9 protein-coding genes are annotated in these 12,868 nt (G+C 59.7%); 8 read left to right on the top strand and 1 reads right to left on the bottom strand.

Translation table 11 applies throughout. The annotated features are described in order from the left end of the window. The first annotated feature begins 2 nt into the window (after positions 1 to 2). The 4 genes from DWY95_RS17305 to DWY95_RS04165 all read left to right on the top strand — a co-directional run bounded on the left by DWY95_RS17305 (position 3) and on the right by DWY95_RS04165 (position 7,781). Entirely contained in the window at positions 3 to 2,549 is a 2,547-nt protein-coding gene (locus DWY95_RS17305) for an ATP-binding protein (protein WP_243082568.1), read from the top strand. 73 nt (positions 2,550 to 2,622) lie between these two features. After that, complete coding sequence (locus DWY95_RS04175; RefSeq protein WP_118552476.1) at positions 2,623 to 4,362, top strand: diguanylate cyclase; 1,740 nt, start codon at positions 2,623 to 2,625, stop codon at positions 4,360 to 4,362. Between the two features lie 22 nt (positions 4,363 to 4,384). Further along, a complete protein-coding gene (locus DWY95_RS04170) occupies positions 4,385 to 5,212 on the top strand; it encodes a transporter substrate-binding domain-containing protein (protein ID WP_118552474.1) in 828 nt (275 codons plus the stop codon). After that, positions 5,202 to 7,781, top strand: coding sequence for a response regulator (locus tag DWY95_RS04165; RefSeq protein WP_118552472.1), 2,580 nt, complete (start codon positions 5,202 to 5,204; stop codon positions 7,779 to 7,781). Before DWY95_RS04170 ends, DWY95_RS04165 begins: the two co-directional genes overlap by 11 nt. 66 nt (positions 7,782 to 7,847) lie before the next feature. On the opposite strand, the gene tig is transcribed toward DWY95_RS04165, so the two are convergent. Continuing rightward, positions 7,848 to 8,990, bottom strand: a complete 1,143-nt coding sequence (gene tig / locus DWY95_RS04160) for a trigger factor (RefSeq protein WP_243082565.1) — start codon at positions 8,988 to 8,990, stop codon at positions 7,848 to 7,850. Positions 8,991 to 9,640: 650 nt separating this feature from the next. Here tig and DWY95_RS04150 point away from each other — a divergent pair. From DWY95_RS04150 to DWY95_RS04135, 4 genes are all read left to right on the top strand, one after another. Further along, positions 9,641 to 10,813, top strand: a complete 1,173-nt coding sequence (locus tag DWY95_RS04150; protein ID WP_118552468.1) for a malic enzyme-like NAD(P)-binding protein — start codon at positions 9,641 to 9,643, stop codon at positions 10,811 to 10,813. 12 nt (positions 10,814 to 10,825) lie between these two features. After that, complete coding sequence (locus DWY95_RS04145; RefSeq protein ID WP_097791656.1) at positions 10,826 to 11,665, top strand: fumarate hydratase; 840 nt, start codon at positions 10,826 to 10,828, stop codon at positions 11,663 to 11,665. Between the two features lie 50 nt (positions 11,666 to 11,715). Then, complete coding sequence (locus tag DWY95_RS04140) at positions 11,716 to 12,270, top strand: Fe-S-containing hydro-lyase (RefSeq protein ID WP_097791722.1); 555 nt, start codon at positions 11,716 to 11,718, stop codon at positions 12,268 to 12,270. Between the two features lie 196 nt (positions 12,271 to 12,466). Beyond that, on the top strand, positions 12,467 to 12,862 hold the full coding sequence (locus DWY95_RS04135) for a metal-dependent transcriptional regulator (protein WP_097791655.1): 396 nt from the start codon (positions 12,467 to 12,469) through the stop codon (positions 12,860 to 12,862). Positions 12,863 to 12,868 lie beyond the last annotated feature (6 nt).

The following is a 12,868-nucleotide window of genomic DNA, read 5'->3' as shown; positions in this document are numbered from 1 at the left end:
TCTTGAAGAATGAAACTAAGATGTGGTCTACGATAAAAAACCGTATCCTCGCAGTTTTAGCAGCACTGCTGCTCGGCGTCGGTATTTTGACGAGCTTTGTTGTCTTTACGGATTTCATGGAGCAAACCATCTACGAGGAAAGCACGGCACACCTTACCGAGATCTACCATCAGGCAAACCAGACCCTTTACAATAAGGTATCCTTCAACTGGGGTGTCATGCGGATGTGGACACCTTATCTGGAACGTGCGCAAAGCGATGCCGATGTCTGCGCTTTCCTTGCACAGGCAAAAGAAGAATACCAGTTTACAGACTTTTTCTTCGTCTCACGGGATGGCTCCTATATCACGCTGGACGGCGAACAGGGCTATCTTGATCTGGGTCGGACGCTGTCGCAGCTGATCCTGGAGCAGCAGCCTATCGTGGCAAACTCGGTGGTCCCGGACAAGCCGGAGATCATGGTGTTTGCAGTCCCTACGGCAAAAGGCAGCTATCAGGGCTTTGCGTACGAAGCCATTGCCGTCACCTACAACAACAAAGATCTGGTGGACTCCCTGAAGATCTCTGCCTTTGAGGGGCACGGCAGCACCTTTGCTGTGCTGCCGGATGGCCGTGTGGTGCTGGACAGCAGCAGTGCGGACATGCGCGGTGTGCACAACATCCTTGCCATGCTCAGGAATTCGGCTGGTTTTACGGCAGAACAGATCACTACCCTGCAAAAGGCTTTTGCCGCCGGGAAGACCGGCAACCTTGAGTTTTCCATCCATGGCATCGGCTATTACATGGTTTATGGTTCTGCCTCCTTCCAGAACTGGACGATCCTTGGCATTGTTCCCAAAAGCGTTGTGAACGCCAATATGAACCGGCTGCAATACACCACCATGGCCGTGATGAGCAGCATCGTGGGAATGCTGGCTGTTACAGCTTTGCTGCTGGTGGTGCAGAGCAACCGGCAAAAGCTGCGGAAAAAGGATCAGCAGCTGCTGGCCCGTGAAGAACTGTTCTCAAGCCTTTCCCGCAACGTGGACGATGTGTTCCTGATGATCGACACCGGCACCGGCAAGGTGGAATACATCAGCCCCAACGTCCGGCGCATTCTGGGCATCTCCCCCGAAGCAGTGCAAGAGGATTTCCACGTTCTATGTTCTGCCGAGGGCGATAATTGCACATCACGGCTGGACGGTCTGATGCAGATGGAGCAGGGTACGCAGCAGGAATGGGATCGGGAGTTTATCCATCAGGAGACCGGCGAGCCACACTATATCCACGTGACCGGCTTTATCAATGAGGTACAGGGTGCAAAAAAGTGCATCGTGGATCTGTCTGACCGCACAGGCGAGCACCAGACCACGCTGGCCGTGGAAGCCGCACTGGAAATAGCCGAAAAGGCCAGCCAGGCCAAGACGGACTTCCTCTCCAACATGAGCCACGACATCCGCACCCCCATGAACGCCATCGTCGGGTTGACGACCCTGATGGAGAACGAGCTGGACCAGCCGGAAAAGCTGGCCGAACACCTGCACAAGCTGGAAAGCTCCGGCCAGCTGCTGCTGGGCATCATCAACAACATTCTGGATATGAGCCGCATCGAGAGCGGCAAGACCACCCTGAGCGTTGAGCCGATGCACCTTTCCCAGCAGCTCGACCAGCTCAGCACGATGATCCGCGCACAGGCCAGCGAAAAGGCGCAGACCTTCACCGTCTCCACCCATCTCCGGCACGAAAACCTGCTGGCCGACCCCACCCGCCTGAATCAGGTGCTGATGAACATTCTCTCCAACGCGGTCAAGTATACCCCCCGCGGCGGGCACATCCGGTTCGAGGTCGAAGAGCTGCCCCGGAACGAGCACTACGCCAAATACCGCTTTGTGGTACAGGATGACGGCATTGGCATGAGCAAGGCTTACCAGAAGACCCTTTTTGACCCCTTTACCCGCGAGGAGCGCTCCGGCACCAACAGGGTGCAGGGCACGGGTCTGGGCATGGCCATCACCAAGAACATCGTGGATCTGATGGGCGGCTCCATCAGCGTAGAGAGTGCCACCGGCAAGGGCACCCGCTTTGAGGTCGTGCTGGAATTCCCCATCGACACCGAAGCGGACGCGGTACCAGAGGCGCAGGCGCTCCCGGAGGAGCCGGAGGACGTCTCTCCCCTGTGCGGGATGAACTTCCTCTGCGCCGAGGACAACGCCATCAACGCCGAGATCCTGGAGCTGCTGCTGAAATCCAAGGGCGCACACTGCAAAATTTGCCCCAACGGGCAGGAGATCGTGGATGCGTTTGTCCGCGTCAAGCCCGGCGAGTATGACATGATCCTGATGGATGTGCAGATGCCGGTGATGGACGGCCTCGAAGCCGCCCGCCGCATCCGCAGCAGCGCAAACCCGCTGGGCCAGGTCATCCCCATCCTCGCCATGACGGCAAACGCCTTTTTGGAAGATATGCAGAAGAGCAAGGAAGCCGGGATGGACGAGCATCTGTCCAAGCCCGTGGACATCGACGCGCTGGAACAGACCGTCAAGCGCTTCCGCGTTACCCCCCCCCGATAATAAATAGCGGACAAGCGCGTTTCCGCAGAACAAGCACACAAACGATGTAAATGATGCAGGAGAAGGTTAGAACGTGAATACAGTTTCCGAGATCGAGGGCTATTACAAAAAGCGCGAGCAGCGGCTGTTGAAAAAACTTCATCAACAGGAAGTTGCTCTTGATGCCGCGAATCAAAAGCTGGCGCAGCTGATCCGAAATCAGACAGCACAGCTGGACGAAGCCACCGAGCAGCGTGCGGCACAAGATCAGAAGCTCAAAGAAGAACTCTACAAAGACCCTCTGACAGGCGCATACAACCGCCGCTATTACGAGGAAGTCGTCCGTAAATCCATCGGCCCGGCAGGGATCGCGCTGATGGATGTGGACGATTTCAAGATCTGCAACGATACCTATGGGCATTACGCCGGAGATGTGGCGCTGAAAACGGTGGCAAGCGCCATTCAGTCCTGCATCCGCAGCTCCGATCTGCTCATCCGCTACGGCGGGGACGAATTTCTGCTGGTGCTGCCCGGCATTCCGGGAGACTTTTTGCAAACCAAACTGGAACAGATCTGCACTGCCGCGCAGATGGCATCCGTACCCGGCTATCCGCATTTCCGTGTTTCTCTGAGCATCGGTGGAACGATCCAGTCCATCACCGACCCTGTGGAACGTATCGTTCGCCGTGCAGACTGGCTGATGTATCAGGCAAAGGGCCGCAAGAATGCCGTCATGGTGGAGGTTCCGGGGCATAGTCTTGCAGCGCTGGAAAAACTTTTACAGAATAAGTCGCAGATCTTACTTGTGGATGACTCCGCAATGAGCCGCATGATACTAAAGGAGATCCTGGGCGGCGATTACAGCATTCTTGAAGCAGAAAACGGACAAGAATGCCTGGAAAAAATGCAGGCGGAGGCCGGGAACATCGCACTGGTGCTGCTGGACATCAACATGCCGGTCATGGATGGCTTCGAGGTGCTCAAGGCTATGAACGTCAACCACACCATCGAGGACATCCCGGTCATCATGATCTCCAGCGACGACTCCGACGCCGCGATCCGGCGTTCCTATGAGCTGGGGGCCAGCGATTACGTCACCCGCCCCTTCGATGCCCGCATCGTCTACCGCCGCGTGACCAACACCATCAAGCTGTACGCCAAGCAGCGGCGGCTGGTGCAGATGGTGTCGGACCAGATTCGCGCCCGCGAAAACAACACCGATATGCTGGTGGGTGTGCTGAGCCATATCGTGGAGTTCCGCAACGGCGAGAGCGGCGCCCATGTGCGGCACATCCGCATCATCACCGAGCTGCTGCTCCACCGCCTGCTGGAGATCAGCAGCCAGTACCCCATCACCGCCGAGCAGCAGGACAACATCCCGCTGGCCTCCGCCCTGCACGACATCGGCAAGATCGGCATCGACGAAAAGATCCTCAACAAACCCGGCAGGCTGACCCCGGAAGAATTTGAGGTCGTCAAGACCCACAGTATGCTGGGGGCCGAGATGCTGCACCAGCTGGAAGACTTCAACGAGCAGCCGCTGCTGCAGACCGCCTACGAGATCACCCGCTGGCACCACGAGCGCTGGGACGGGCGCGGCTACCCGGATGGGCTGAAGGGCGATGAAATTCCCATCAGCGCACAGCTGGTCGCGCTGGCCGATGTGTACGATGCACTGACCAGCGAACGCTGCTACAAAAAAGCCTTCTCTCACGAAAAAGCCGTGCAGATGATCCTGAACGGCGAGTGCGGAGCATTCAACCCTTTGCTGCTGCAATGCCTGACGGATGTGCAGACCGACCTGAAAGTCCAGTTGCAGCAGCGGACGCAATAACAACAGGAGAACGAAAGTCCCCATGAAACACATCCTCTCACGCCGTGCATTCCTGAACGGATGCACCCTGCTGGCGGCCTCGACGGTCCTCGGCGGCCTGACTGCCTGCGGCGGAACGGACGCGAAGAACAGCGGTCTGCCGCAGATCCTCATCGGAAGCGACACCTACCCGCCCTATATTTATCTGAACAATGACGGCACCCCGGCCGGGATCGATGTGGAGATCGCCACCGAGGCATTCCGCCGCATGGGATACGCTGCACGATTTGAAGTCATCGACTGGGAGCAGAAGACCGCCCTTGTGGAAAGCGGCGCCATCGACTGCATCTGGGGCTGCTTTTCCATGCAGGGCCGCGAAACGCTCTACCGGTGGGCCGGGCCTTACATGGTGAGCCGTCAGGTCGTGGCCGTGAACGCCGACAGCAGCATCCAGTCCCTCAGCGACCTTGCCGGGAAGACCGTTATGGTGCAGAGCACCTCCAAGCCAGAGGGCATCTTCCTCAGCGGCTCCGACCCGCGCATCCCGCAGACCGTCGAGGTGTTCAGCATCGAAGACCGCAGTGTGCAGTATGCCATGCTGGCCTGCGGCTATGTGGACGCCATCGCCGCCCACGAGACGGCCATCCTGCAATACATGAAAGACAACAACGCGGTGTTCCGCATCCTCGAAGAGCCGCTGCTGGTCACCGGGCTGGGCGTTGCCTTTGCCAAAAATGACAGCCGCGGGCTGGACCACCAGCTGAATGACACCTTTGCGCAGATGCGCGAGGATGGCACACTGGAACGGATCGTCGGCAAATACCTGGAACATGCTTCGCAGTATCTGGAGGTGGACACCATTGACGCGTAACAACAAAACCACTCCGAACACGCGGACCTGGGTGCTCTACATTCTCGTCGGTGCGCTCCTCATGGCGGGGGTCGTCCTGGCTTCCGGCTGGAAAGCCCTGCATGCGACCGAAGAGCGTTTCTGCCAGACGATCGAGTTCGTCAAATCGCAGTCCACCAGTTTTGAGCAGTACAACGATACCATCACGGCCAAGGCGCTCCGCCGCACGGCGGTCTCGGTGCACCAGCTGGCCGGTGACGCCGCACTCGACCTCTCTGACCCGCACTGCCTGAAACAGCAGACCGAGACGCTCTGGCTCACCGGCATTTCCGTGCTGCGCCCGGACGGCACACTCCTGTGCGAGTACACAGCGAACGGCATCGGCTATGCCCAGCTGGAAGACCGGCTCAAAAAGGAGACCGCGCTGGACGTCTTCCGCTTCCCGCAGAAGACCTACCTGAAGCGCGTTCTGCTGGCAGACGGGTCTGCCGTGGATGTGGCGGCACACCGGGCCGACCACGAAGAGGTCATCCTGCTGGCCTATCGCTGCACCCCGGCCAAATTTGTCGAGGGGACGGCACTGTCGGTCCAGAGCATTCTGGACGGCTACCCAGAAGAGACCAGCGGCACCCTGTTCATCGTGCAGAACAATCAGGTCATTGCGTCCAACCGCCCGGAGCTGATCGGGCAGGACACCACCGCAAGCCCGCCGGTGCAGGAGATCCGCAGCACCGGGCTTGCGGAAAAGCTGACGCCCACCCACGGCTGGAACGGCTCCGGCTGCTATTTCGGCATGTACAGCCACGGCCGGTCGTTCGACCTCTATGCGTACACGGATGAAAAAGCCGTGTTCCACGAGTCGCTCACGCTGGTCTTAACGGCACTGGTCTGTTACATCCTGCTCGTTTCGGTCTTGCAGATGCTGCGCCGACGCTCGGTGCAGGAGATGGAGCAGCAGAAAAAAGAGCAGGAGAAGAAATATCAGACCCAGCTGGAAGAGCAGAACCGCAAACTGGAGATCGCGCTCCAGCACGAGGGCGCGGCCAACCGCGCCAAGCGGGAGTTCCTGTTCAACATGAGCCACGATATCCGCACCCCGATGAACGCCATCATCGGCTTCACCTCGCTGGCGGCGACCCACATCGACAACCGCGAGCAGGTGCTGGACTACCTGAAAAAGATCTCCACCTCCAGCCAGCATCTGCTCTCCCTCATCAACGATGTGCTGGATATGAGCCGCATCGAGAGCGGCAAGGTCAAGATCGAGGAAAAGGCGGTGCATCTGCCCGACCTTGTCCACGATGTGCGCTCCATCATCCAGCCCAATGTTGCAGCCAAACGGCTGTCGCTCTTCATTGATACCATGGACATTGAGGATGAGGACATCATCACCGACCCGCTGCGGCTGAACCAGATCCTGCTGAACATCCTGTCCAACGCCATCAAGTTCACCCCCACCGGCGGCATGATCAGCATCCGCATCGCCCAGAAGAACGGTGCGCCCAAGGGCTGCGTCTGCTATGAGTTCCGCATCAAGGACAACGGCATCGGCATGAGCGAAGAGTTCCAGAAGCACATCTTCGAGGAGTTCAGCCGGGAGGAAAGCTCAACCGTCAGCGGCATTCAGGGCACCGGCCTTGGAATGTCCATCACCAAGAACATCGTGGATCTGATGGGCGGCACCATCGCCCTCACGAGCGAGCCAGGCAAGGGTAGCGAGTTCATCGTGACCCTCTGCTTCACACGCAGCGGGCAGAAAGCAGAGCCCAAGCAGCTCCCCCAGCTGGAAGGGCTGCGCGCCCTGGTGGCAGACGACGATACCAACACCTGCCTGAACGTCAGCACCATGCTGTCCAAGATCGGGATGCGGCCGGAGTGGACGATCTCCGGCAAGGAAGCGGTCATCCGCACCAAATATGCGGTGGAGCAGGGCGATGAGTTCAGCGTCTACATCATCGACTGGCTGATCCCCGACATGAACGGCATCGAGATCGTGCGGCAGATCCGCAAGGTGATCGGGAATCGCTGCCCCATCATCATCCTGACGGCCTACGACTGGGCGGACATCGAGGACGAGGCCCGCGCCGCCGGAGTGACCGCGTTCTGCGAAAAGCCGCTCTTCCTCTCGGAGCTGCGCCGCGTTCTGGCCGAACCGTTCCGTGCAGAGCCTGCCTCCGAGCCCGCTCAACCCACTGCGGCCGACCTCAAGGGGAAGAAGCTCCTGCTGGTGGAAGACAACGAGCTGAACCGTGAGATCGCACTGGAGATCCTGAAAGAAGCCGGTTTTGTGGTGGATACCGCCGAGGACGGCGCGGTCGCCGTCCAAAAGATAAAGCAGGCGGCCCCCGGCCAGTATGACCTGATCCTGATGGACATCCAGATGCCCAATCTGGACGGTTACGAGGCCACGCGGCAGATTCGCGCCCTGCCGGACGCCGAGAAGGCCAACATCCCCATCTTTGCGATGACGGCAAACGCCTTTGAAGAAGACCGTCAGAACGCGCTGGCGGCCGGCATGAACGGCCATATCGCAAAACCGCTGGACGTCCCGCACCTGCTGCGCGTCCTCGCAGATGCCCTGAAAAAATAACCCAAAAAACGAAAAATACCGCTGCACAGCTATTTTCTGCGCGGCGGTATTTTCTTTTTGGCTTTTTTACTTCACCTGTGCCCCGGTGGTCAGCGCCTCGGACACGGCGTCCATCAGCGCGACCATGGTGCAGTAGTTGGCACCGTAGGTCTCGGTGTAGGCAGAGTAGGTGTCGATCTGCTCCTGGGTGGGGGCGATGTCCATCGCCTCAGCCACTGCCTGATAGAGCAGCGCTTCGCGAGCATACTCGGTGATGCTGTCGCTCATGGCATCCAGCAGGTCGTCGGCGCTGTTGTAACCGGCAGCAGCCTGCAGGAAGCTGTCGAGATCATAGCCGTAATACTGAGCCATGGTATAGTAGTAGTTCAGGCACTGGTTGACCTGATAATCGGTCACTTCTTTGGGCAGGTCCTTGAAGGTGGAGTTTGCCAGCAGATAATCCATCACCGCAGTGTTCAGGTTGTTCTGATACAGCATCTTCTGGTATTCGGCCCGCAGGTCTTCCACGGTGTGGACGCCGTCGGTGCTGCTGAAATTCTCCTCGACCCAGGCATCGGTCAGTTCCGGCAGGATCTCCTCGCTGATGTAGTTCAACGTGACGGAGAAGACCGCCTTTTTGTTGCTCAGGACTACCGTATTGCCCTCAGCGTCGGTGGAGTCGCTGTAGCCGTCCGGGAAGGTGACATTAACATCGAAGGTCTCGCCGGGCTTGTGGCCCACGATCTGGTCTTCAAAGCCGTCGATGAAGGAACCGCTGCCCAGCGTCAGGCTGTAGCCACTGTAGGTGCCGCCGGTAAATGCCACGCCATCCACGGTGCCCACATAGTCGATGTTGACGGTGTCTCCGTCGGCGGCGGCACGGTCGGTGATCTGCTGCGTGGTGGTGTTCTGGCTGAGCAGGCTGTCGATCTGGGACTGCACGTCCTCCTCCGTCGGCTCGATGTCCGCCTTCTTCAGCGGGATGGAAGCGTAGTCCTCCGGCAGGGTCACATAATCCAGTGCGCGGATGCCGGACCAGTAGCCGTTCTCGTCCAGACCGTCACTGTAAGCAAAGTTCTGGTAGTTATAATCCGAAGCGCTGCCGTAGACAGACGCCTCCGAGCCGGCCGATGCGGAAGAGGACGCCGCAGACTTCGAGCAGCCCGCAGCCGTCAGCGCCAGTGCACCGGCGCAGAGAAGGCAGACTGCCTTCGAGATGATTCGTTTCAAGTGGATACCTCCTGTATCCCGGACGCCGCCGGGAACTGCAATTTTTTTCAGACAGATTTTATTATAAAGGGTAAAAATGAAAAAGAAAAGGATTTTGCGAAATTTCCACAAGTTTCACGCTGCCTGCCACGTGAGGTCGTTGCTTTTTGTCAAAAGCTGTGATATCCTATAATTGCCGCAGCAAAGCGGCAAGGCGCTGTGTCCAGAACGCAGGCGGCAACTCCCTACCGGATGGCTTTGTTTCCATAAACAGGGCGCCGGGAGGGCGACTTTTGAACGTTTCTCCCCGGAGGCTCTGGCCGAAAGGGGGAATGTACCCATGACATTGACCGAGATTCTTGCGCTGTTGACGTTCCTCGTCACAACGGTTTACGACACGATCGACATCGTGCTCCGATTCCGAGAGTTTCGCACAAAAAATGGACAAAAGAAATGACCGCCCCACGTTTAGCACCCGTTGGCGGTCATTCTTTTGATCTGCTGGTAGGGAGCTAGCCGTTTGTTGGGCCAGCGCCTTTTCTATTTGTAGTATAATCGTTCTATCGTCGTTTGTCAAGCTGTCGCCCCGCACACGCAAAAATCCTCTTGCGCTGCCGGGCCTGCGGCTTTATTATAATAAGAGAAGCACATCAACACAAGGAGGAACATCCATGGATTACAACAAAGCCGCTCTCGAAATGCACGAGAGCCACCACGGCAAAGTCGGCATCGTGAGCAAGGTCGAGGTCAGGACCCGCGACGACCTGTCCACGGCTTACACCCCCGGCGTCGCCGAGCCCTGCCGCAAGATCAAAGAGAACCCCGACGACGTGTACAAGTACACTTTCAAGAGCAACATGGTGGCCGTCGTGTCCAACGGCACCGCCGTGCTGGGCCTGGGCGACATCGGCCCCGAAGCCGGTCTGCCGGTCATGGAGGGCAAGGCCGTGCTGTTCAAGGAATTCGGCGGCGTGGATGCCTTCCCCATCTGCATCGACGCCCACGACGCCGCCAGCGTCATCGCGGCCTGCAAGGCCATCGCCCCGACCTTCGGCGGCATCAATCTGGAGGACATCAAAAGCCCGGAGTGCTTCGAGATCGAAGAAACGCTGGAGCGTGAGCTGGACATTCCCGTCTTCCATGACGACCAGCACGGCACCGCCATCGTCGTGACGGCTGCGCTCATCAACGCCCTGCGCGTGGTGGGCAAAAAGATGGAGGATGTCCACATCGTCCTGAACGGCCCCGGTGCCGCCGGCACGGCCATCATCAAGATGCTGATGACCGCCGGTGCCAAAGACATCGTGGCGGTGGACCAGTTCGGCACCCTGTACAAGGGCTGCAACAGCGCCGAGGCCCACAAGAACTGGCTGGGCGAAGTGACCAACCCCCGCCAGATCAAGGGCGGCCTGAAGGAGGCCATCGAGGGGGCCGATGTCTTCATCGGCGTGTCCCGCCCCGGCATCCTGACCACCGAGCTGTGCAGGACCATGAATCCGGACGCCATCGTTTTCGCCATGGCCAACCCCACCCCGGAGATCATGCCTGACGAGGCCAAGGCAGGCGGTGTGCGGGTCATGGCCACCGGCCGCAGCGACTTCCCGAATCAGGTGAACAACGTGCTCTGCTTCCCCGGCCTGTTCAAGGGTGCCCTGAGCGTCCGCGCACGGGACATCAACGATGCCATGAAGCTGGCCGCAGCCTACGCCATCGCCGACCTCATCACGGATGAGGACCGCAGCGAAGAGAACATCATCCCCGGCGCATTCGACCCCCGCGTGGCCGAGGCCGTGGCCTCTGCCGTGGCAAAAGCTGCCCGCGAGACCGGCGTGGCCCGTCTGTAAAGGAGGCGCGGCATGAGGACGATCTCCGCACAGTCCATCACCGATACCGTCGCCCGCCTGTGCATCGAAGCCAACACCCGCCTGCCCCAAGACGTGGAAGCGGCTCTGGCCAGAGCGCGGGAGGAAGAGCCGTGGCCGCTGGCGAAAACCACCCTCGACCTGCTGTGGTCGAACCTCGGTGCGGCGCAGGAGAAGGCTCTGCCCATCTGTCAGGACACCGGCATGGCCTGCGTCTTCGTGGAGCTGGGAACGGATGTCCACATCGACGGCAGCTTTGAGGCCGCCATCCACGAGGGCGTCCGCCGGGGCTACACCGACGGCTACCTGCGCAAGAGCATCGTGGCCGACCCCCTGCGCCGGGGCAATACCGGCGACAACACTCCTGCCGCCATCACAGTCCACCTCGTGGACGGCGACGGCTGCACCATCACCGTGGCCCCCAAGGGCTTTGGCAGCGAGAACATGAGCCGCATCCAGATGCTCAAACCGGCCGACGGCGTGGAAGGGTTTAAGAAATTCGTGCTGGAGACGGTCACGCTGGCAGGCTCCAACCCCTGCCCGCCCATCGTGCTGGGCATCGGCGTGGGCGGCAGCTTCGACAAAGTCGCCTATCTGGCCAAAAAGGCTCTGCTCCGCCCGCTGGACATCCCCAACCCGGACCCCTACTATGCTGCCCTCGAACGCGAACTGCTGGCCGCCGTCAACGAGACCGGCATCGGCCCGCAGGGCTTTGGCGGCAGGACCACCTGCCTGGGCCTTGCCATCGAGCAGATGCCCACCCATGTGGCGGGTCTGCCCGTGGCCGTGAACGTTTCCTGCCATGTCACCCGCCGCGCCAGCGCGACGCTGTAAACGATTCCCTTTCCGTCAAAGGCGTGAGCCTATTAGGAGGCTTGATGAACATGCAATACGAACTGACCACCCCCTGCACCGCGCAGGACCTGGCCCCGCTCCAGGCGGGCGACACCGTTCTGCTGTCCGGTGTGGTCTACACGGCCCGCGACCAGGCGCACAAACGGATGCTGGAAGCACTGGACCGGGGCGAGCCGCTCCCCTTCGACCTCGAAGGCAGCGCCATCTACTACGTCGGCCCCACGCCGGAGCGCCCCGGTGCGGTCATCGGCTCGGCCGGGCCCACCACCAGCGGCCGGATGGACGCGATGAGCCCCCGCCTGCTGGACCTGGGCAACAAGGTCATGATCGGCAAGGGCAAGCGGGATGCCGCCGTCAAGGAAGCCGTCGTGCGCAACGGCGCGGTCTATCTGGCCGCGCTGGGCGGGGCCGGTGCCCTGATGGCCAAGAGCGTCAAAACGCTGGAAGTCATCGCCTGGCCGGACCTCGGCTGCGAAGCCGTCCGCCGCCTGACCGTGGAGCAGATGCCCCTGACCGTCATTCTGGATGCCCACGGCGGCGACCTCTATCTCTCCGGCCCGGAAGCCTACCGCGCGTCCAGATAAGCACGTTCCACAAGATTTCAGGCCCTGTTTCCGGTCAAAATAGCAAAATCATGCAGAAGAAGTCTAGTTTGTTTTAGCAAACTTCCGCCGAACGACTTGCATCCCCCGGCAGAATGTGGTATCCTATAACAAACCGAACCGATGTGCGTTTTTCTGCTCCGGGCCGGAAATCAAGAAAGGCAGGAGGCCGATAACCATGCAGATCCACCAATCCGCAGAAGATTACCTTGAAACGATCCTGATGCTGAATCAGAGGATGGGCCGCGTCCGTTCCATCGACGTGGTCAACGAACTGGGCTACACCAAAGCCAGCGTCAGCATCGCGATGAAAAAGCTGCGGGAGAACGGCTACATTGCGGTGGACGGTGAGGGTAACCTGACCCTGCTGGAACCGGGCCGCGAGATCGCCGAGCGCATTTACAGCCGCCACCGGCTGCTGACCCACTTCTTCGTGCAGCTGGGCGTGGAAGAGGACATCGCCGCAGAGGACGCCTGCAAGGCAGAGCATATCCTCAGCGAGCAGACGCTGGAAAAGATCCGCGAGTATGCCCTGCTCCACGACGCCGAGAGCACCCTGAAAAACGAAGACTGACCCAAA

The sequence above is a fragment of the Faecalibacterium sp. AF28-13AC genome (assembly GCF_003478405.1).
Taxonomy (GTDB): Bacteria; Bacillota; Clostridia; order Oscillospirales; family Ruminococcaceae; genus Faecalibacterium; species Faecalibacterium prausnitzii_E.
Note: the sequence above shows the minus strand (reverse complement) of the source record. Positions and strands in the feature narration are given on the sequence as shown.